The sequence below is a fragment of the Isoptericola sp. NPDC019693 genome (assembly GCF_044389085.1).
Lineage (GTDB): Bacteria > Actinomycetota > Actinomycetes > Actinomycetales > Cellulomonadaceae > Isoptericola.
In genome coordinates, this window is the sequence record NZ_JBIRXP010000008.1 from 138,817 (window position 1) to 158,636 (window position 19,820).

Consider the following 19,820-nt stretch of genomic DNA (forward strand, 5'->3'; position numbering starts at 1 on the left):
GTCCAGACCACTACCTCGGCGGGAGCAGAACTACCTCGGCGGGGGCTGGACTACCTCGCGGTGTGTGGAACTACCTCACGGGGCCCGGGGGAACAGTTCGTAGACTGGGGGATCGTGACCACCCCCGAGGCGCCCGCCGGCGCCTACCTCGACCACGCCGCCACGACCCCCATGTCGCGGGCGGCGCTCGAGGCGTACGTGGCCGAGGCCGGCCGCACCGGCAACGCGAGCTCGCTGCACTCCGCCGGACGCGCGGCGCGGCGGGCGGTCGAGGAGTCGCGCGAGTCCGTCGCCGCCTCGCTGGGCGCCCGCCCCAGCGAGGTGATCTTCACCGGCGGCGGCACGGAGTCCGACAATCTGGCCATCAAGGGCATCTTCTGGGGGCGGCGCCGCACGGACCCGCGCCGCACCCGGGTGCTGGTGTCCGCCGTCGAGCACCACGCTGTGCTCGACCCGGCGTTCTGGCTGGCGGGGCACGCGGGCGCGGAGATCGTGCTGCTGCCCGTGGACGGCGACGGGCGCCTCGACCTCGCGGCCCTGAGGGCCGAGCTCACGGAGCACGGCGACGAGGTCGCCCTCGTGTCGGTCATGTGGGCCAACAACGAGGTCGGCACGCTGCAGCCGGTGCGCGACGTCGTCCGGCTGGCGCACCAGCACGGCGTCCCCGTGCACACCGACGCGGTCCAGGCGGTGGGCCAGGTCGAGGTCGACTTCGCGGCCTCGGGCGTGGACGCCATGACGGTCACGGCGCACAAGCTGGGCGGCCCGCTCGGCGTCGGCGCGCTGCTCGCCCGCCGCGACCTGCCGCTCGAGGCGGTGCTGCACGGCGGCGGGCAGGAGCGCGGCGTGCGCTCCGGCACGCTGGACGTGCCCGGGATCCGGTCGTTCGCCGTCGCGCTGGCCGAGACCGTCGCCGCGTGGCCCGAGCGTGCCGCGGCCCTGGGCGCCCTGCGCGACCGGCTCGTGGCCGACGTGCGCGCCGCCGCACCGGAGGCGGTGCTGCGCGGACCCGACCCGACGTCCGCCGAGGGCGCGGCCGCGCGGCTGCCCGGCAACGCGCACTTCACCTTCCCCGGCGCGGAGGGCGACTCCCTGCTCTACCTGCTGGACTCCGCCGGCGTGCAGGCCTCCACCGGGTCGGCCTGCCAGGCGGGCGTGCCGCAGCCCTCGCACGTGCTCCTCGCGATGGGCGTGCCTGAGCTCGAGGCCCGCGGCGCGCTGCGCTTCTCCCTCGGCGCGACATCGACCGAGGACGACGTCGCGCGCCTCGTCGCCGCGCTGCCGCAGGTGGTCGAGCGGGCGCGCGCGGCCGGGCTCGTCTCCGCGCCGGCCCGGGCCGGGGGTGCGGCATGAGGGTGCTGGCCGCCATGTCGGGCGGCGTCGACTCCGCCGTCGCCGCGGCGCTCGCGGTCGAGGCCGGCCACGACGTCGTCGGGGTGCACATGGCACTGAGCCGCAACCGCGACCAGTTCCGCACGGGCTCGCGCGGCTGCTGCTCCATCGAGGACGCCGGCGACGCGCGCCGGGCCGCGGACGTCCTCGGCATCCCGTACTACGTCTGGGACCTCTCCGAGCGGTTCGAGGAGACCGTCGTCGCCGACTTCCTGTCCGAGTACGAGGCAGGCCGCACCCCGAACCCGTGCGTGCGCTGCAACGAGCACATCAAGTTCGAGGCCCTGCTCGACAAGGCCACCGCGCTCGGCTTCGACGCCGTCGCGACAGGGCACTACGCGCAGGTCGTCACGCGTGAGGCGCCCGACGGGACCGTGGTCCGCGAGCTGCACCGTTCGCCCAACGACGAGAAGGACCAGTCGTACGTGCTGGCCGTCATGGGCCCGGACCGGCTGGCGCGCTCGATGTTCCCGCTCGGCGGCTTCGCCTCCAAGGCGGAGGTCCGGGCGGAGGCGGAGCGGCGCGGGCTGTCCGTGAGCGCCAAGCCGGACTCCTACGACATCTGCTTCGTGGCCGACGGCGACACCCGCGGCTTCCTGCGCGACCGGCTCGGCTCGCGCCCCGGGGAGGTCGTCGACACCGACGGCACCGTCGTCGGCGAGCACGACGGCGCGTACGCGTTCACTGTCGGCCAGCGCAAGGGGCTGGGGCTCGGCCGCCCCGCCGCCGACGGGCGCGCGCGGTACGTGGTGGACGTGCAGACGTCGACCAACACCGTCGTGGTGGGCCCGGCCGAGCTGCTGAGCGTGGACCGGATCGGGGCCGGGAAGGCCGTGTGGCTCGCCGCCCCCCACGAGCGTGCCGACGGCGTGTGGATCGACGACGTCGAGGTACAGGTCCGTGCCCACGGCGCCCCCGTGCCCGCCCGCGTCCGCTCGACGACGGCGGACGGCGTCCCGGCGATGGAGGTAGAGCTCACGGGCCGTGCGCTGCGCGGGGTCGCCGCCGGCCAGTCGCTGGTCGTGTACCGCGGCACCCGGGTGCTCGGCCAGGGGACCGTCGCGCGGGCCTGGCGCGCCTGACGTCGCGCCCAGCGGCTCAGCCCCGCGCGAGCCGCTGCCGGTGCGCCTCGTAGAGCACGATCGACGCCGCGTTCGAGGCGTTGAGGGAGCTGGCGGAGCCCGCCATGGGGATGGCGACGGTGACGTCCGCCGCCTCGCGCCACCCCTTCGACAGCCCCGCCGTCTCGTTGCCGACGGCGAGCAGCACCGGGCCGGTGAGGTCGACGTCGGCGGGTGCGGCGTCGCCGTCCTCGTCGGTCGCGACGACAGTGACCGGCGTCCCCGCGTCGCGGCGCGCGCCCACCCAGTCCAGGACCTCGCCGTGCGAGGCGGCCCGGACCACGGGGAGCGCGAACAGGGAGCCGGTCGTGGCGCGCACGGACTTCGGGTCGTAGGGGTCGGCGGCGTGGCCGGTGACGACCAGCCCGTCGGCGCCGAACGCGTCGGCCGACCGCACCACGGCGCCGATGTTGCCCGGCTGGGTGGGCCGGTCGAAGACGACGCCCAGGAACGCCGGCCCCACGGGGATGCGGGCCAGGTCGTCGGCCGGCATCGCGACGACCGCCAGCAGCTCGCTGGCGCCCTCGTCCTTCCCGGAGAGCTCGGCGAGCAGGTCGGAGGACATCGCGATCGTCTCGGCGCCCGTGGACTGCAGCACCTCCTGGGCCCACGACGACAGCCGGCGGTCCGTCTCGTGCAGCAGCGCGCGCACCTGCCAGCCGTGCTCGACCGCCATCGTGATCGGGCGCACGCCCTGCACCAGGAACTCCCCGGCGCGGCCCCGCTTGGTGCGGTTGGTGAGCAACGTCTGCAGCTGCTGGAAACGGGCGTTGCGCACGGTGATCCGCATGGGCGCAGTCTCCCACGCGCGGAGCCGGGTCAGCGGCGCAGCTCGTGCTCCCACCACACCTGGTCGCGCATCACCCAGTGCTCGGCCTCGAGCCCGTCGGCCACCCGCACCAGGTGCATCTCGCGCACGGTGAAGCGCCGGTGCGACGGCGCGACGCCGAGGAAGAACCCCGAGTGCAGCGCGCTGAACGCGACGTGCAGGGCCACCAGGTCGCCCTCGGTGACGGCGTGCAGCACCTCGACCCGCTGCTCGTCGAACGCGTCGTGGAACCAGTGCATGGTGGCCACGAGCGCGTCGGGGCCACCCGCGCAGCCCGGCAGGACGTCGTGGTTGCGGAAGCCCGGCGCGAGCTGCCTCCGCAGCACCGCCTCGGCGCCCGAGGGCATCGCGTTCGCGTGGACGCGCGTCGCGACCGCGCGCGGGGTGGACAGCACCGGCCGCGACCCGCCCGCGGGTGGCCCGGGCGGCGGCGTGATGACCCGGCCCGCGGGTGCCGCGGGCGCCTGGTCGAGGATGACGGACATCGGGACTCCTTCGTCGGACCGTTACCGTGCTCCTACCCTTCGAGAGCAGCGAGCCGTCGCGTCGTGACGCGGTGGGAGAGGTGACACACGTGGTGAACTTCGCGGACGGACCCACCGGGCACGGGAGCCGGGCGTGACGGCGGTCTCCGGGCACGGCCCGTGGCCCGGCGGCCCGCGCGACGAGCTCGTGGCGCAGCAGACCGTGCTGGACGACCTGGCGTCGCTGCCCACCGGCGTCGACGCGGTGCCGTTCCTGGTCCAGCTCACCGGGCGCGGGCCCGGGGCGGACGCCGTCGGGCGGACGGCGTCGCTGCTGGCCGAGATGCCGGTCGAGCTCGGCCCGCACGGCTGGAAGCTCACCGACCACCCGGGCGCCGACGTGCGTCGCGCCGAGGCCCTGCTGCGGGAGGACCTGTCCGCCCTGGCGGTGGCGGCCGTCGGGCACGAGGGCCCCGTCGCCGTCGAGCTCACGGGGCCGTGGACCCTCGCCGCGCAGCTCTGGTCGGCGCGTGGCGACCGCGTCCTGGCCGACGGCGGCGCGCGCCACGACCTGTCGCTCGCGCTCGCCGAGGCCGTGCGCGCGCACCTGGCGGACCTGCGCGTGCAGGTTCCCGGCGCGACGCCGGTCGTGCAGCTCACCGAGCCCCTGCTCGGGCAGGTGCACGCCGGCGTGCTGGCCAGCTTCTCCGGCTACTCCCGCCTGCGGGCGGTGCCCGGGCCCGATGTCGTCGAGGGGCTGCGGCCCGTGATCGACGCCGCGCACGACGCCGGCGCACGCGTCGTCGTGCACCTCGGCGCCACGTGGGTGGGGGTGCCACCCGTCGCCCTCGCCGGGGCGGACGCCGTCGGGCTGGACCTGGCGGACGTCGGCGGTGCGGGCAGTGCGGGCGGAGCACCCGGCTGGAACGAACGCGCCTGGGAGCTGCTCGCCCGCGCCACCGAGCGGGGCATGGGCCTGTGGGCCGGGCTGCCGCCCGCCACCGTCTCGCAGTGCTCCGGGCCGCAGCTCGGCGAGCTCGTGCGCCTGGTCGCCGAGCCGTGGCGCCGCATCGGGCTGCCCGCGTCCGGGCTGGCGGACGTCACGCTGCTCGCCGCGCCGCGCCGGGACCTCGCCGACGCCGACACGCACCGCGCGGAGCTCGCCAACCTCGGGCGGGTGGCGGAGGCGCTCGCGGAACGGGCGGGGGACTGAGCCCGCCCCGAGCCCGCCCTGAGCCCGCCTTGAGCGGGACGAACCCGGGACGGTCGTGGGACCGATCCGCGAAGATCTCGCCGAGGCGCGGCGCGTGCTCCCGGAGGCCCCCCGCGACTGCGTAGGCTGATCCTCGGCGTCGGCCCGCAGGGGGAAGGCGTCCGCGACCCGACCCCGACCCGCGAAGGACGCCCGTGACCAGCCTCCGAGCCGTGCTGTTCGACCTCGACGGCGTGCTCACCCCGACCGCCGAGGTGCACATGCGGGCGTGGGAGCGCCTGTTCGCGCCCTGGTGCGAGGCCCGCGGCCTCGCGCCGTACACGTCCGCGGACTACTTCGCGCACATCGACGGCAAGCCGCGGTACGACGGCGTGGCCACGTTCCTCGCCTCGCGCGGCGTCGAGCTACCGCGCGGCACCGCCGACGACGCGCCCGGGGAGGACACCGTGTGCGCGCTCGGCAACCGCAAGGACGCGATCGTCAACCGCATGTTCGACGAGGAGGGCATCGCGCCCTACCCCGGCTCCGTGCGCTTCCTCGACGCCGTGACCGCCGCGGGGGCGCAGGTCGCCGTCGTCTCGTCGTCGCGCAACACGCCCGCCGTGCTCGCCGCGGCCGGGCTGGCGCACCGCTTCGCCGTGGTGGTGGACGGCAACGTCGCCGCCCGCGAGCACCTGGCCGGCAAGCCCGCGCCCGACACCTACCTCCGGGCCGCCGCCCTGCTCGGCGTCCCGGCCTCCGAGGCCGTCGTCGTCGAGGACGCCCTGTCCGGGGTGCAGGCCGGCGCGGCCGGGCCGTTCGGGCTGGTGCTCGGCGTCGACCGCGGCGTCGGGGCCCAGGCCCTCGCGGCGCACGGCGCGGACCGCGTGGTCGCCGATCTCGGCGAGCTGGACGCGTCGATCCTCGACGAGCCCGCCGACCGGCAGGGGGGCCGGGCATGATCCGCCGCACCGCCGACGAGCAGCGTTCCATCGACCGTCTGCGCTTCCCCGCCGAGCCGTGGCGTCTCGTCGAGGCCGAGTTCTCCGCGGAGGACCTCGGCGTGACCGAGTCCCTCTTCGCGGTGGGCAACGGCTACCTCGGGATGCGCGGCAACGTCGAGGAGGGGCGCGAGTCCCACTCGCACGGCACCTTCGTCAACGGATTCCACGAGACGTGGCCCATCCGGCACGCCGAGGAGGCGTACGGCTTCGCCAAGGTGGGCCAGACCATCGTCAACGCGCCGGACACGAAGGTGATCCGGCTGTACGTGGACGACGAGCCGCTGCTGCTCCCGGTCGCGGACCTCGTCGACTACGAGCGGTCGCTCGACCTGCGTGACGGCGTCCTGCGCCGCGAGGTGCTGTGGCGCACGCCGTCGGGCAAGCGGGTCAAGGTGAGCTCGCAGCGCATGGTGTCGTTCGTCGAGCGGCACCTGGGCGTCATGACGTTCGAGGTCACGCTGCTGGACGCCGACGGGCCCGTGGCGATCTCGTCGCAGATCCTCAACCGGCAGGACGGCCAGGACGAGTACCACGTGCCCGCCGCGTCCCTGGGGGAGGGGTTCGACCCGCGCAAGGCGGAGGCGTTCGCCGGCCGGGTGCTGCAGCCGCAGACCCGCTGGGGCGACGACGAGCGCCTGGTGCTGTCGTACCGCTGCACCAACTCGGGCATGACGATGGCGGTCGCCGCCGACCACCGCCTGGAGACCGTGGACGAGTGGGACGTGCGCACGCAGGTCGACGACGACCTCGCGAAGCACGTGTTCCGGGTCGACGCGAAGGCCGGGCACACGATCCGCCTCACCAAGGTGGTCACGTACCACACGTCCCGCGGCGTCCCGACGCGCGAGCTCGTCGACCGCTGCCGCCGCACCCTGGACCGCGTGCGCTCCGGCGGCATCGAGGAGCAGTTCACCCACCAGCGCACGTGGCTGGACGACTTCTGGGCCCGGTCGGACGTCGAGATCGCCGGCCGCCCGGAGATCCAGCAGGCGGTGCGCTGGAACCTCTTCCAGCTCGCGCAGGCGACCGCGCGGGCGGAGGGCTCCGGCGTCCCCGCCAAGGGCCTGACGGGCAGCGGGTACTCGGGGCACTACTTCTGGGACACGGAGATCTACGTGCTCCCGTTCCTCACGTACACGAGCCCGCGGTACGCCCGCAACGCCTTGCGGTTCCGCTACCAGATGCTCGACGCCGCGCGGCGCCGGGCCAAGGAGCTGTCGCAGAAGGGCGCCCTGTTCCCGTGGCGCACCATCAACGGCGAGGAGGCGTCGGCGTACTACGCGGCGGGCACCGCGCAGTACCACATCGACGCCGACATCAGCTTCGCGCTGGTGCAGTACGTCCGGGCCACGGGGGACACCGACTTCCTGCGGCGCGAGGGTGTGGACGTCCTCGTCGAGACGGCGCGCATGTGGGAGGACCTCGGCTTCTGGCGCGCCAACGGCGACGACAACTTCCACATCCACGGGGTCACCGGCCCCGACGAGTACACCACCGTGGTGAACGACAACCTGTTCACCAACGTCATGGCGCGCTTCAACCTGCGCGCGGCGGCGTTCGTCGTCGAGCGCATCCGCGAGGACTTCCCGGACGACTACGCCCGCCTCGCCGACCGGCTGTCGCTGGGCGTGCACGAGACCACCGAGTGGACCCGCGCCGCCGACCACATGTCCATCCCGTACGCCGAGGGCATCGGGATCCACCCGCAGGACTCCCACTTCCTGGAGCGGGAGATCTGGGACCTGGCCGCCACCCCGGTCACCAAGCGGCCGCTGCTGCTGCACTACCACCCGCTGGTGATCTACCGGTACCAGGTCCTCAAGCAGGCGGACGTGGTGCTCGCGCTGTTCCTGCAGGGGCAGCACTTCTCGGCGGAGCAGAAGCTGGCCGACTTCGAGTACTACGACCCGCTGACCACCGGTGACTCGACGCTGTCCGGCGTCGTCCAGTCGATCGTCGCGGCGGAGGTCGGCTACCACGAGCTCGCGCTCGAGTACTTCGTGTCCTCGTTGCTCGTGGACCTCGCCAACCTGCACGACAACGCGGCCGACGGCGTGCACGTCGCGTCGGCCGGGGGCACGTGGTCGGCGCTCGCGTTCGGCTTCGGCGGCATGCGTGACCACGACGGCGTGCTGTCGTTCGACCCGCGCCTGCCGCAGGGGTGGTCGGCGCTGACGTTCCGCGTGCAGTGGAACGGCTCGCGCCTGCGCGTCACGGTGCGGCCGGACGAGCTCGAGCTCGCGGCCGAGACGGGTGACGGGGCGAAGGTGCTGGTGCGCGGCGAGCAGGTCACGGTCACCGCGGACGAGCCCGTCGTCGTGGCCCTCGACGGTCAGGGCCCGGTGCGGCCCGGCCGTCCCAGCCTGCGCGCCCTGTCCGGCAACCGCCGCGAGGACGGCACCCTCATCACCGCGACGGTGCCCCACTCCTGACGCCACGCCCCCGGGAGCTCCGGTCCGGTCGGAGCCCCCGGGGGTGACGTTTGTCGCGCCCGGGGACGGCGGGTACATTCGTCGTCGATGCGCATCGATGCGCATCGACGACCGACCGACGGCGCGGACGGGGGACGACAGTGGCCAGGATGCCCACGAGCGCCGACGTCGCGCGCGAGGCCGGGGTGTCGCAGTCGACGGTCTCGTACGTCATGAGCGGCAAGCGCCCGATCTCCCCGGAGACCCGCCGGCGCGTGCAGGACGCCATCGACCGGCTGACCTACGAGCCGCACGCCGGGGCGCGCGCCCTGGCGGGGCACCGCACGAGCACCATCGCGGTCGTCGTGCCCGTCAACCCGGAGTCCGGCGCGCAGCGGCTCATGATGTTCGTCGAGGAGATCCTGCTGGCCGCACGGCGTCGCGACCACGACGTCCTCCTCGTGACCGCCGACGAGGGCCCGGCCGGGCTGCGCCGCGTCGCGGGCCGCTCGCTGTGCGACGCCCTCGTCGTCATGGAGGTCGGCACCCACGACGACCGCGCGGACGTGGCGCGGGAGCTGCCGCTCCCCGTCGTGTTCATCGGGATCCCCGACGACGCCGCGGGCCTCGACTGCCTCGACTTCGACTTCGAGGCGGCCGGCCGGCTGCTCGTGGCCGAGCTGGCCGGCCTGGGGCACCGGACGGTCGACGTGCTGGGCTGGAGCCCGGACGTCGCCGCCCACGGCATCAACTACGTCACGCGGTTCGAGCGTGGGGCGCGCGCGACGGCCGCGGAGCGCGGCGTCGAGGTGCGCTGGCACCGGCTGTCGGGCGGGCCGGACGTGCGGCGGGCGGTCGACGGCGCCCTCGCGTCCGACGAGGTGCCCGGGCTCGTGCTCGCCACCGCGATCCCCGAGACGCTGCGCGCGCTGGCCGACCGCGGCCGGCTGCCCGGACGGGACGTCGACGTCGTGGGTCTGGCCCTCGACGCCGAGGCGGAGCCGTACGGCCTCACCGCCACGTCGCCGCAGCCGCGCGACGTCTCCCGACGCGCGATGCAGCGCGTGTTCGCGCTGCTCGACGGCGAGGCGCCCCGCGGCCGCGAGCAGGAGCTCGTGCCGGCGGTCCTGGTGCGGCGCGCGTCGACGCGTGCCGCACGACCGACCGGGTAGCCCGGTCCGTACCGCGACCCGACCCGAGGTCCGTCCCGAGACCCGTCCGAACGAAGGAGACACCATGTCTGCACCGACGACCGCACCGATCCGCGTCACCGTCTGGGGCGAGAACCGCCACGAGCAGCTCGAGCCGGAGGTCGCCGCGCGCTACCCCGACGGCATGCACGGCGCCGTCGCGCAGGGCATCGAGGAGAACCTCGGGGCCGGCGTGCGCGTGCGCACCGCCACGCTCGACGACCCGGAGCACGGGCTCACCGAGGAGGTGCTGCGCGACACCGACGTGCTCACCTGGTGGGGCCACGCCGCGCACGGCGAGGTCTCCGACGAGGTGGTCGAGCGGGTGCACCGCCACGTGCTGGAGGGGATGGGGCTGATCGTCCTGCACTCCGGCCACTGGTCGAAGATCTTCATGAAGCTCATGGGCACCACCTGCACCCTGCGGTGGCGCGCCGAGCACGACCGGGAGCTGGTGTGGACCATCGACCCGACGCACCCGATCGCCCAGGGCGTCCCGCACCCCATGATCATCGAGGAGGACGAGATGTACGGGGAGTTCTTCGACGTCCCCGCGCCGGACGAGACCGTCTTCCTCAGCACGTTCTCCGGCGGCGAGGTCTTCCGCTCGGGCATCACCTACCGGCGCGGCTTCGGCAAGATCTTCTACTTCCGCCCCGGCGACCAGGAGTACCCGACGTACTTCCACGACGGGGTCCGCAAGGTCATCTCCAACGCCGTCGAGTGGGCCGTCACCCTGCGCCCGGAGCGCACGGCCCCCACGCTGCTGCGCTACGAGACCGAGGACTTCTACCGCGGCCAGGGCTACGGCGGCGCGCTGAGCGACGAGGCACGGGCCGCGGCGGCGGAGGCCGGGCTGTGAGCACCCCGCTCGTCCTCGTCGGCGCCGGCGGGATGGGCCGGGCGTGGCTCGCGGCGATCCAGGCCGAGCCGGGGGCCGAGCTCGCCGGCGTCGTCGACCTCGACCTCGACGCCGCCCGCGGGGCGCTGGCGGACGCCGGGCTGGCGGGCGTCCCGGTCGGGACGGACGCCGTCGCGCTCGCCCGGGAGACCGGGGCGCGCGCCGTCGTGAACGTCACCGTCCCGGCCGCGCACCACCCCGTCACCACGGCCGCGCTGTTCGCGGGGCTGCCCGTGCTCGGCGAGAAGCCCGTGGCCGAGTCGGTGCCGCGGGCGCTCTCGCTCGCCGCGGCCGCCGAGGTGACCGGGGAGCTCTTCGTCGTGAGCCAGTCGCGCCGCTACAACCGGCAGCTCTTCGCGTTCCGGGAGCAGGCGCGCACCCTGGGCGACCTGGGGGTGCTCACCACGGAGTTCTTCAAGGCGCCCCGTTTCGGCGGGTTCCGCGACGCGATGGCGCACCCGCTGCTGCTCGACATGGCGATCCACCCCTTCGACACCGCCCGGTTCCTGCTCGGCGCCGAGCCCGTCTCGGTGTACTGCGAGGAGTTCAACCCGTCGTGGAGCTGGTACGACGGCGACGCCGCGGCGACCGCGGTCTTCGAGATGACGGGCGGGGTCCGGTACGCCTACACGGGCAGCTGGTGCAGCCCTGGCCGCGAGACGTCGTGGAACGGGGCCTGGCGGCTGTCGGGGCGGGACGGCACCGCGCTCTGGGACGGCGACCACGAGCCGGTCGTCGAGGGGCCGCACGACGTGTCGCTCGACAGGTCGAGCGACACCGCGGAGGGCGCGGACCCCGGCGACGGGATCGCCGGCTCGCTGGCGACCTTCCTGGCGGCGCTCGACGGCGGCCCGACGCCCATGGGCGAGGTGCACGAGAACGTGCTCAGCCTCGTCATGGTGGCCGCGGCCGTCGAGTCGGCCGCCACCGGCGCGAAGGTCCTCGTCGACGACGTGCTCGAGCGCGCCTACGCCGAGGCCCTCGCCACGGAGACGCGGGAGGACGTGCGCGCGCAGCTCGCGTCGTGGTCCTCGGTGCGCGCGGCCCTCGCGCCGGCCTGACGCCGGGCCCCGGCGGGCGAGTCCGCCGGGACCCGGCCGGTCAGGCGAGCCGGTCGCGCAGGAACGTCCACGCGAGGGCGGACATGTGCGCGGCCTGGGCGTTGTTGGCGGCCCCGCCGTGGCCGCCCTCGACGTTCTCGTAGTACGTCACGTCGCCGCCCGGGCCGCCCGCGGCAAGCATCAGCGCGGCCATCTTGCGCGCGTGCCCCGGGTGCACGCGGTCGTCCTTGGTCGACGTCGTGAAGAGCACCGGCGGGTAGGCGCGGCCGCCGTCGAGCAGGTGGTACGGCGAGAAGGTCCGCACGAACTCCCAGTCCTCGGTGTCCGGGTCGCCGTACTCGGCCACCCACGACGCGCCCGCGAGCAGGTGCGAGTAGCGCTTCATGTCCAGGAGCGGCACCTGCACGACGACGGCGCCGAACAGCTCGGGGTACTGCGTGAGCATGTTCCCGGCCAGCAGCCCGCCGTTGGAGCCGCCCTGCGCGCCGAGGTGCTCGGGCGTCGTGATGCCGCGGGCCACGAGGTCGCGCGCGACGGCGGCGAAGTCCTCGTAGGCCTTGTGGCGCCGCTCGCGCAGCGCGGCCTGGTGCCACGCCGGCCCGTACTCCCCGCCGCCGCGGATGTTCGCGACGGCGTACACGCCCCCGCGGGCGAGCCACGCCCGCCCGACCGTGCCGGAGTAGCCCGGCAGCAGCGGGATCTCGAAGCCGCCGTACCCGTACAGCAGCGTGGGGGCGGTGCCCGGCACCCGGGCTGCCGAGCCGGGCTCGGCCGGCTCCACCAGGTCCTGGCGGCCTACGACGAAGTACGGCACGCGGGTGCCGTCGTCCGACGTCGCGAAGTGCTGCACCACGACCATTCCGTCCGCGTCGAAGTACGCGGGCGCGGCCTTCAGCGGCTCCGGCTCGCCCGGCTCCGCGCCGGGGCCGGCGAGGCTCGACAGCGCGAGCGTGGACGGCGTGAGGTAGCCCGTGGTCGTGACCCAGACGTCGTCGCTGTCCAGCGGGTCGACGGCGCGCACGCCGACGGTGAGCAGCCCGCCGCCGAGCGGCAGCTCCGAACGCGCCCACGGCGCTCCGGCCTCCGTGTCGAGGGACGCGCCGGCGGGCGGGGTGAGCACGTGCACGGTGTTCTTCACGTCGTCGAGCACGTTGACCACCAGGTGGTGGCGCGTCCACGCGGCGCCGACCAGCGACGTCGACGGCGTGGGCTCGAACAGGACGGTGAGGTCGCGCGAGCCGGCCAGGAACGCGTCCGCGGGCGCGGCGAGCAGGGAGCCCGCGCGGTACGTCGTGCCGGCGGGCGCCCAGTCGTCGCGCAGCTCGACGAGCAGCCACTCGCGGTGGAAGCCGACCTCCGCGGACTCCGGCACGTCGATCTTCACGAGCCGCTGCTCGGGCGTCCCGACCGCCTCGACGAGGTACGTCTCGGACCGGTAGAACGCGATCGAACGGCTCACGAGGTCGCGCTCGAAGCCCGGGGTGCGCGAGCGCCGCGCGGAGATGTACATGTCGTCGTCGGTGCCCTCGTACACGACGACGGCGTCCTCGATCGGGGTGCCGCGGCGCCAGAGCTTCGCGATGCGGGGGTACCCCGACGGCGTCGTCGTGCCCGGGCCGAAGTCCGTGAACGCGTACACCGTGTCCTCGTCCGCCCAGGCGAGGCCGCCCTTGGCGCCGGTGACGCCGTCCGCCCGGGCGGTGTCGCGCTCGAACCCGCCCTCGGACGCCGGCACGAAGCGCTTGGCCACGAGGTCGAACTCGCGCGTGACGTCCGCGTCCGACCCGCCGGGGGAGAGGTCGACCAGGGCGCGGCGCCAGGGCTCGCCCGCCGCGAGCTGCTCGGGCGTCGGGCGCAGCAGCGACGCGCCGTGCCACACCCAGCTCTCGCCCTCGGCCGCCGCGAGGGCGTCGAGGTCGAGCACGGTCTCCCAGTCCGGGGTGTCGGAGCGGTACGACTCGAGGGTGGTGCGCCGCCACAGGCCGCGCTCGTGCGCGGCGTCGCGCCAGAAGTTGTACAGGTGGTCGCCGATCCGGGAGACGTCGGGGATGCGCTCGTCCGAGTCGAGCACCTCGCGGACCGCCGCCTCGGTCTCCGCGAAGCCCGGGGCGGCGCCGACGGTCGTGTGCGCGTGCTCGTTGCGCGCGCGCACCCAGGCCAGCGCCTCGGTGCCCTCGACCTCCTCGAGCCACCCGAACGGGTCCGGCCGGGCCGGGGCCAGCGGGGTCGGCGGGGCGGCGGCGGGGGCTGACGGTGCGGCGGTGTCGACGTGCTCGGCGGTCATGCTCGGCACCCTAGCCGCCGGGCGCGCCGAGGGGTGTCGGTGCCTTTCACCCGGGGGTGCCCGTGGTAGAAACTCCTGGTCAGGGCATTGATCCCGCTATGGACGTTCCAGGGGTTTCGCGGAGAACGCCGCTTTCCGAGCGGGCCGGTCTCGCCGCCGAGACCCGATCCTTCCACCCACGGGGGTGCGGTGAGCACGACGACCTCTGCCGGCTCGCGCGCGACGACGCGCGTCGCTGCCCGGCTTCCTGCCCAGCTCTGCGCGGCCGCGGCGGTCCTCGCCGTCGCGGCCGTCCCGGTGCTCGGCGACAGGCTCACGGCCGCGGGCACCGCGGCGCTCGCGGGCGTGGCGGCGCTGCTCGTCCTCGTCGCGGTCGTGGCGCTGTCGCGCGCCGCCGCGCGCGGGGACCGCGACGGGGCCGCCCTGCGGACGGAGCGCGACGCGCTGGCCGCAGAGCTCGCCACCGCCGCCGGGGCGCTCGACGACGCGACGGCCGAGCTCGCGCGGACCCGAGAGGCCCGGGAGGACCAGCGCGCCGCCGTCGAGACCGCCGTCGTCGCCCTGGGGCGCAAGGTGCAGGCGTCGGCACACCGCATCCAGGAGGAGGCGGCGCGCATGGTGCAGCGGCACACGGCGGACCCGGACGTGCTGCAGACGTCCATGCGGATCGACCACGCCGCGGCACAGCACGCGCGCCAGGCGCAGAACCTCGTCGCGCTCTGCGGCCGTCGGCCCGGTCAGACGTGGGACGACCCGCTCGCCCTGCCCGACGTCGTCCGCGCGGCGGCGGGCCGCATCACCGCGTTCCAGCGGGTCGAGATCTCCGGCGACCCCGGCCTGGCCGTCGTCGGCCGGGCGGTCGAGCCGGTCGTCCACGTCCTCGCCGAGCTGCTCGCCAACGCGACGCAGTGCTCGCCGCCCAGCACCCAGGTGCTCGTCGCGGTCCGGCAGGTGCAGCGCGGTGCCGTCGTCGAGATCGACGACTGCGGCGTCGGCATGGCCGCCCGCGAGCTGGAGCGGGTGCGCGCCGTCGCGTCGGGCGCACGTGCCGTCGGCATCGCCGACCTCGGCGAGGTGCCGCAGACCGGCCTCGCGGTCGTCGGGGGGTACGCCCGTGCCCTCGGCCTGCGCGTGGACCTCGCGGAGTCCGTGTACGGCGGCCTGCGCGCCGTCGTCATGGTGCCCGCGGAGCTCGTCACCGCGGCGGCCGCGGCACCGGACACGCTCGCCCCGAGCATCGACGAGGCCTGGCCGGAGCGGATCGCCCCGGACGATCGTCCGGCGCCAGCCCCCGCGCCGGCTCCCGAGGCCCCCGCCACGGCCCCGGGGCCCCAGGGCGCCCCCTCTCTCCCGCAGCGACGCTCGCGCCGCGGCGGCGACCTGGCCACGGGGGCCCAGCGGACGGTGCCCGCGGCGCCGTCCGCCGCCCCGGCCGCCGTCGTCCCGGCGCAGACCGCGGAGGAGGCCGGCGCCTGGATCGGGGCGTTCTTCTCCGCGGACCGTCTCACCACCACCACCGCGACCACCCACGTGACCGCCCCCGTGACCGACACAGCATTTGTCGACGGGCCCGCCGACGGGCCCGAGGAGGGGCCCGCCGGTCCGGCACCGACCACCGACCATCCCAGCCAGCAGCCGTCCGCCGTGCCGGACGTGACCTCGGAGGACTCATGACGACGCCGACCACCGACGCGACGCCCGCGCCCGCGCACCCGGACAGCTGGATGCTCGACCTCGTCGCCGGGGTGCGCGGCGTGCGGCACGTCGTCGTGCTCAGCTCGGACGGGCTGGTCAAGGTGCGCACGGACCTGACGCCCCCGGACACCGCCGACAAGGTCGCGGCCGCGTGCGCCGGCCTCGTCGCGCTCGGCATGAGCATGGGCCGGGAGTTCGGCGCCGGGGACGCGCTGCGCCAGGTGCTCGTGGAGTTCGACGGCGGGTTCCTCTTCGTGCGGGGGGCCGGTGACGGCTCGCGCCTGGCGGTCGTGACGGACGCGGCCGTCGACCCGGGGCTCGTGGCGCAGCAGATGCAGGCCCAGGTGCTGATGATCGGCGAGCGGACGCTCGGCACGGACGCGCTGCGCCCCGCCCCCGGACGGGCCGGACGGGCCACCGTGCCCGCGTCCCCGGCGGCCGCCGAGGAGACGCGATGACGAGCGGGTACCGCGACCATCCGGTGCGCTCCTACGTCCTCACGGGCGGGCGCGCGCACCCGAGCCGCAACACGCTGCGCCCCGAGACGCTGCTGTGCGCGGTGGACGACGGCCGGGAGCTCCCGGTCGGGGCGGGACGGCACGAGCGGGCCCTGCTCGAGACCTGCCGCGGCACGCTCGCGCTGGCCGAGCTGGCCGCGTACCTGCGGCTGCCGACCAGCCTGGTCGCGGTGCTGGCCTCCGACCTGCTCGACGCCGGCTACCTCGCGGTCCGCTCGTCCGTGCTGCCGGACCTGCCCGCCGTCGACCTGCTGGAGGAGGTCCTCGATGGTCTCCGCCGGTTCTGAACGGACCGACCCGGGGCAGGTCGACCCCGCGGCGCTGCACCTGGCGCCGACGGTCGAACGGTCGGTCAAGGTGCTCGTCGTCGGCGCGTACGGCGTCGGCAAGACGACGCTCATCGGCGCGGTGAGCGAGATCCCCGTGCTGAGCACCGAGGAGACGATCACGGCCGCCAGCGCCGGCGTGGACCCCCGCCTGGGGGAGAAGTCCACGACGACGGTCGCGATGGACTTCGGTCGCGTGACGGTGGGCGGCACCACGGCGCTCTACCTCTTCGGGACGCCGGGGCAGAAGCGGTTCTGGGACCTGTGGGCGGGCCTGGCGGACGGCGCGGTCGGCGCGCTGGTCGTCGTGGACACTCGCCGCCTGGAGGACAGCTTCGAGGTGCTGGACCAGCTCGAGGAGCACACCGCGCTGCCGGTCACGGTCGTGGTCAACGAGTTCCCGGACGCGCCCCGGCACGCCACCGACGCCGTGCGCGCCGCGCTCGACCTGCCGCCGGGCACCCCCGTCGTCGCCGGCGACCTGCGCGAGCGTCGCCAGGCCGTGGAGGCGCTCCAGGCGCTCGTCGCGCACGCGGTGCGCCTCGCCCGGGCGGGCGAGGCGGCATGAGCCTGACCGGCGCGGTGCGGGTCGTGCGTCTCGAGGACGTGGCCGACCGGCCGCTGCTCGCCGACCTGACGGGTGACCCCGACCCGGCCGCGCGCTACGAGGCCCTGCGCTCGCGGTGGGGATCGCTCGCGCCCGTCGACCTCGAGCCCGGCGTGCCCGCGTGGCTCGCGCTCGGGCACGGGGAGGTGACGGCCGTGCTGCGCAACGAGGCGTCGTTCTCCCGTGACGTGCGGCACTGGCGCTACGAGGCGCAGGGGCTGCTCGGCCGTCGTTCGGCGACCCGCGCGGTGCTCGCGTCGCGCGACGCCGCCCACGACCGGGACGGCGCGGAGCACCGACGCCTGCGCACGCCCCTGGCCGACGCGCTCGACGCGGTGGAGGACAAGCGCGTGCGCCGCACGGCGGACGTCGCGTGCGCGTCCGTGCTGGGTCGGCTCGCCGCCCGCGGCACGGCCGACCTGGTGGCGGAGTACGCCGTGGACGTCCCCGTGCGGGTGCTGGCCGACCTGCTCGGCATGACGCTCGCGGACGCGCGCCGGATGCACGAGCTGACCGTTGCCCAGCGCTCCGGCACCGAGGACGCGTACCCGGCGTCCGTCGAGGCGGAGGACCTCCTCGCGGGCTTCGTCGCGGGACGGCGCGCCGAGCCGAGCGACGACCTGACCTCCGCGCTGCTCGCGCACCCCGCGCACGAGAACGACCTCGAGGTGATGGGTGCTGTCGCGCTCGTGTTCGCGACCGCGCACGACGCCGAGATCGCGTGGATCGCCACGGCGGCGCAGCGGCTGCTCGCCGACCCGGACCTCACCGCCCGCCTGCACGGCGGGCGGCTCTCGCTCGACGACGCGCTCGACGAGGTGGCCCGCGACGCGCCCCCGCTGCCGCACCTGCGGCCGCGCTACGCCCTGGCCGACGGCGAGCTGGGCGGCCAGGCGATCGCGGCGGGCGACGCCGTCGTGCCGGCCGTGGCGGCGGCCAACGCGGACCGCGCCGTCCGTGGCGCCGCCGACGCGTGGGAGCAGGCCGACGCGCGCTTCCACCTCACGTGGGGGACGGGCGCGCACGCGTGTCCCGCGCACCGCACGGCGCCGCTGATCACGCGGACCGTCGTGGGGCACCTCCTCGCCCGGGTGGCGGACCTGGAGCTCACCGTCGCGCCGTCCGACGTCCGGCCCGTGCGCTCCGCGTGGGTGCGCTATCCGCGGGAGCTCCCGGTCCGCTTCCGGTGACCGCCCGCGTCAGCCGAGCCGCGCGCGCAGCCGGCCGGGCAGGTGCCGGTAGGCCTTCGGGTCCACCGGCGCCAGCCACTGCCCGGCGCGGGTGGCCGCGGGCAGCTGCAGGTCGAGGTCCGCCAGCATCTCGTCGATCTGGTGCAGCGAGAACGGGATGACGTTGGTGCCGCGGGCGTGCTTGCCCTCGGTGCGCTTCTCCATCCAGTCGACCCGGCTCGCCACGTGCGCGCGGCGGTCCTCGATGGACGGCACGTCCACGGCGCCGGCCAGGTGGGCGGCCGTCCACAGGGCGGCGACCTCGGCCGACAGCGGGCTGAACAGCGACGAGTTGTACCCCGCGAACGTCAGGTGCGGCACGTCGTGCGGCAGCACCTGCCGGTAGAGCTGGAAGTTGCCGCGGTCGTCGAGCAGGCGCGCCTGCAGGTCGTCGTCCAGGAACGGCACGCGCTGGTGGAAGCCCGTGCCGCACACCACGAGGTCGGCGCGCACGGTGGTGCCGTCGTCGAGCACCGCGACCGGGGCGCCGTCGTCGTCGACGCCGAGGCGCTCGACCTCGGCCTCGCGGTGCACGTGGATCTTCCCCTCGGACACCTGCTCGTAGAAGCCGTCGGTGGCGAGCGAGACCGTGGAGCGGGCGATGTCGGCGAACTCGCCGCGCGGCACCAGCCCGAGCTCCCGCAGGCGCAGCTGCTTCGTGGACACCGCGCCGACGCTGGACAGCATCGACCGCCGCACGCCGTCGCCGGGCCCGTGCAGGAACTTCTCCATGCCGCCGGACAGGGTCTCGTAGCGGAACAGCCCCTCGCCCATCCGGGTCAGCAGGAGGTACTTGTAGTTGAGCGCGTTGCCGAGCCGCTTCGGCAGCTTCCACAGCAGGTGCCGCGCGACGACCCGCGTGCCGGCCGCGACGGGGGCGACCTCGGCGGCGACGTCGCACGCCGACTTGCCGTACCCGACGACCACGACGTGCTTGCCGCGCGCGTCCTCGAGGGACGTGAGCTGGCTGGAGGCGATGACCTTGCCGCCGGCGCGCAGCAGCTGGGCGAGGCCCTCGAAACGGGGGATCACGGGGTCGGAGAAGATGCCGTTCGCCACCACGACGTGGTCGAAGCGCTCGGGCTCGCCGACCGGCTCGCCCGCGTGCCGCGCGGTGACGAACCACCCGTCCTCCGCAGGGGTGAGCTCGGCGCGCACGACCTCGGTGGACAGCCGGAGCGTGCCGCGCAGGTCGTGGAGGTCCACGTAGCGCTCGAGGTAGGCCTGGACCTGCTGGCCGCTGGGCCACTCGGGGTAGTCCTTCGGCATGGGCAGGTCGGAGAACGCGTACGAGCCCTTGTTGTTCTGCGTCGTGAGACCCGAGTAGCGACGGCTCGCGCTCCACACGCCACCGACGTCGGGGGCCTTGTCGAGCACGGTGACGTCGTGCCCGAACTCACGGAGGACCTTGGCACTGGCCAGGCCGGCGAAGCCGGCACCGACGACGGCGATCTTCATGGGCGTCCCTGAGGTTGGTCGATATAGGTCAAAACGCCAAAATTGTAGCGGGCTGGACATCGTCGCGGTAGGGCTCTCGAGGGGTGCGCCCGGCGTCGGCACTGTCGCCCCGGGCGTCGGTGTGACCGATCCTGCTGC

At 75.2% G+C, this 19,820-nt stretch carries 17 protein-coding genes; 13 read left to right on the forward strand and 4 right to left on the reverse strand.

Annotated features, from left to right (window positions below):
• Positions 1-171 precede the first annotated feature (171 nt).
• Both ACH436_RS19970 and mnmA read left to right on the forward strand, forming a co-directional pair.
• Complete coding sequence (locus ACH436_RS19970) at positions 172-1,353, forward strand: cysteine desulfurase family protein (protein ID WP_430561983.1); 1,182 nt, start codon at positions 172-174, stop codon at positions 1,351-1,353.
• Positions 1,350-2,474, forward strand: coding sequence for a tRNA 2-thiouridine(34) synthase MnmA (gene mnmA / locus ACH436_RS19975; RefSeq protein WP_430561947.1), 1,125 nt, complete (start codon positions 1,350-1,352; stop codon positions 2,472-2,474). Before ACH436_RS19970 ends, mnmA begins: the two co-directional genes overlap by 4 nt.
• A 16-nt stretch (positions 2,475-2,490) precedes the next feature.
• Here the strand turns inward: mnmA and ACH436_RS19980 are convergent, their stop codons facing one another.
• Both ACH436_RS19980 and ACH436_RS19985 read right to left on the reverse strand, forming a co-directional pair.
• Positions 2,491-3,303, reverse strand: coding sequence for a TrmH family RNA methyltransferase (locus tag ACH436_RS19980; protein WP_430561948.1), 813 nt, complete (start codon positions 3,301-3,303; stop codon positions 2,491-2,493).
• 29 nt (positions 3,304-3,332) lie between these two features.
• Positions 3,333-3,827 (reverse strand): ester cyclase, encoded by a 495-nt coding sequence (locus ACH436_RS19985; protein WP_430561949.1) that lies wholly within the window; start codon positions 3,825-3,827, stop codon positions 3,333-3,335.
• Positions 3,828-3,960: 133 nt separating this feature from the next.
• Here ACH436_RS19985 and ACH436_RS19990 point away from each other — a divergent pair, with 133 nt between their 5' ends.
• The 6 genes from ACH436_RS19990 to ACH436_RS20015 all read left to right on the forward strand — a co-directional run bounded on the left by ACH436_RS19990 (position 3,961) and on the right by ACH436_RS20015 (position 11,565).
• The gene (locus tag ACH436_RS19990; RefSeq protein WP_430561950.1) at positions 3,961-5,019 is read left to right on the forward strand and encodes a hypothetical protein; all 1,059 of its coding nucleotides are present in this window, start codon (positions 3,961-3,963) and stop codon (positions 5,017-5,019) included.
• 194 nt (positions 5,020-5,213) lie between these two features.
• Entirely contained in the window at positions 5,214-5,960 is a 747-nt protein-coding gene (locus ACH436_RS19995; protein ID WP_430561951.1) for an HAD family hydrolase, read from the forward strand.
• Positions 5,957-8,434 (forward strand): glycoside hydrolase family 65 protein, encoded by a 2,478-nt coding sequence (locus ACH436_RS20000; protein WP_430561952.1) that lies wholly within the window; start codon positions 5,957-5,959, stop codon positions 8,432-8,434. The genes ACH436_RS19995 and ACH436_RS20000 overlap by 4 nt, the downstream gene beginning before the upstream one ends.
• A gap of 149 nt (positions 8,435-8,583) precedes the next feature.
• Positions 8,584-9,585, forward strand: coding sequence for a LacI family DNA-binding transcriptional regulator (locus ACH436_RS20005; protein ID WP_430561953.1), 1,002 nt, complete (start codon positions 8,584-8,586; stop codon positions 9,583-9,585).
• A gap of 64 nt (positions 9,586-9,649) precedes the next feature.
• Positions 9,650-10,465, forward strand: a complete 816-nt coding sequence (locus ACH436_RS20010; RefSeq protein ID WP_430561954.1) for a ThuA domain-containing protein — start codon at positions 9,650-9,652, stop codon at positions 10,463-10,465.
• Positions 10,462-11,565 (forward strand): Gfo/Idh/MocA family protein, encoded by a 1,104-nt coding sequence (locus tag ACH436_RS20015; protein ID WP_430561955.1) that lies wholly within the window; start codon positions 10,462-10,464, stop codon positions 11,563-11,565. The genes ACH436_RS20010 and ACH436_RS20015 overlap by 4 nt, the downstream gene beginning before the upstream one ends.
• Positions 11,566-11,605: 40 nt before the next feature.
• On the opposite strand, the gene ACH436_RS20020 is transcribed toward ACH436_RS20015, so the two are convergent.
• A complete protein-coding gene (locus ACH436_RS20020) occupies positions 11,606-13,849 on the reverse strand; it encodes a prolyl oligopeptidase family protein (protein WP_430561956.1) in 2,244 nt (747 codons plus the stop codon).
• 189 nt (positions 13,850-14,038) lie between these two features.
• On the opposite strand from ACH436_RS20020, the gene ACH436_RS20025 reads away from it, so the two are divergent.
• The 5 genes from ACH436_RS20025 to ACH436_RS20045 are packed head-to-tail and all read left to right on the forward strand — an operon-like array spanning position 14,039 to position 18,185.
• Positions 14,039-15,523, forward strand: a complete 1,485-nt coding sequence (locus tag ACH436_RS20025) for an ATP-binding protein (RefSeq protein ID WP_430561957.1) — start codon at positions 14,039-14,041, stop codon at positions 15,521-15,523.
• Positions 15,520-16,002, forward strand: a complete 483-nt coding sequence (locus tag ACH436_RS20030; RefSeq protein WP_430561958.1) for a roadblock/LC7 domain-containing protein — start codon at positions 15,520-15,522, stop codon at positions 16,000-16,002. Before ACH436_RS20025 ends, ACH436_RS20030 begins: the two co-directional genes overlap by 4 nt.
• Positions 15,999-16,349, forward strand: coding sequence for a DUF742 domain-containing protein (locus tag ACH436_RS20035; protein ID WP_430561959.1), 351 nt, complete (start codon positions 15,999-16,001; stop codon positions 16,347-16,349). The genes ACH436_RS20030 and ACH436_RS20035 overlap by 4 nt, the downstream gene beginning before the upstream one ends.
• Positions 16,330-16,956: a GTP-binding protein gene (locus tag ACH436_RS20040; protein ID WP_430561960.1), complete on the forward strand. Its 627-nt coding sequence runs from the start codon at positions 16,330-16,332 to the stop codon at positions 16,954-16,956. Before ACH436_RS20035 ends, ACH436_RS20040 begins: the two co-directional genes overlap by 20 nt.
• Positions 16,953-18,185 carry a hypothetical protein gene (locus ACH436_RS20045; protein WP_430561961.1) on the forward strand — a complete coding sequence of 411 codons (1,233 nt, stop codon included), beginning with the start codon at positions 16,953-16,955 and terminating at the stop codon, positions 18,183-18,185. Before ACH436_RS20040 ends, ACH436_RS20045 begins: the two co-directional genes overlap by 4 nt.
• 9 nt (positions 18,186-18,194) lie before the next feature.
• Here ACH436_RS20045 and ACH436_RS20050 read toward each other — a convergent pair whose 3' ends face one another.
• Entirely contained in the window at positions 18,195-19,682 is a 1,488-nt protein-coding gene (locus ACH436_RS20050; RefSeq protein ID WP_430561962.1) for a flavin-containing monooxygenase, read from the reverse strand.
• Between the last annotated feature and the right edge of the window lie 138 nt (positions 19,683-19,820).

What these genes read in the sequence shown, in the direction of transcription:
- ACH436_RS19970 (WP_430561983.1), top strand. Translation starts at nt 172, where the DNA reads ATGTCGCGGGCGGCGCTCGAGGCGTACGTGGCCGAGGCCGGCCGCACC.
- mnmA (WP_430561947.1), top strand. Translation starts at nt 1,350, where the DNA reads ATGAGGGTGCTGGCCGCCATGTCGGGCGGCGTCGACTCCGCCGTCGCC.
- ACH436_RS19980 (WP_430561948.1), bottom strand. Translation starts at nt 3,303, where the DNA reads ATGCGGATCACCGTGCGCAACGCCCGTTTCCAGCAGCTGCAGACGTTG.
- ACH436_RS19985 (WP_430561949.1), bottom strand. Translation starts at nt 3,827, where the DNA reads ATGTCCGTCATCCTCGACCAGGCGCCCGCGGCACCCGCGGGCCGGGTC.
- ACH436_RS20000 (WP_430561952.1), top strand. Translation starts at nt 5,957, where the DNA reads ATGATCCGCCGCACCGCCGACGAGCAGCGTTCCATCGACCGTCTGCGC.
- ACH436_RS20005 (WP_430561953.1), top strand. Translation starts at nt 8,584, where the DNA reads ATGCCCACGAGCGCCGACGTCGCGCGCGAGGCCGGGGTGTCGCAGTCG.
- ACH436_RS20010 (WP_430561954.1), top strand. Translation starts at nt 9,650, where the DNA reads ATGTCTGCACCGACGACCGCACCGATCCGCGTCACCGTCTGGGGCGAG.
- ACH436_RS20020 (WP_430561956.1), bottom strand. Translation starts at nt 13,849, where the DNA reads ATGACCGCCGAGCACGTCGACACCGCCGCACCGTCAGCCCCCGCCGCC.
- ACH436_RS20030 (WP_430561958.1), top strand. Translation starts at nt 15,520, where the DNA reads ATGACGACGCCGACCACCGACGCGACGCCCGCGCCCGCGCACCCGGAC.
- ACH436_RS20035 (WP_430561959.1), top strand. Translation starts at nt 15,999, where the DNA reads ATGACGAGCGGGTACCGCGACCATCCGGTGCGCTCCTACGTCCTCACG.
- ACH436_RS20040 (WP_430561960.1), top strand. Translation starts at nt 16,330, where the DNA reads ATGGTCTCCGCCGGTTCTGAACGGACCGACCCGGGGCAGGTCGACCCC.
- ACH436_RS20045 (WP_430561961.1), top strand. Translation starts at nt 16,953, where the DNA reads ATGAGCCTGACCGGCGCGGTGCGGGTCGTGCGTCTCGAGGACGTGGCC.
- ACH436_RS20050 (WP_430561962.1), bottom strand. Translation starts at nt 19,682, where the DNA reads ATGAAGATCGCCGTCGTCGGTGCCGGCTTCGCCGGCCTGGCCAGTGCC.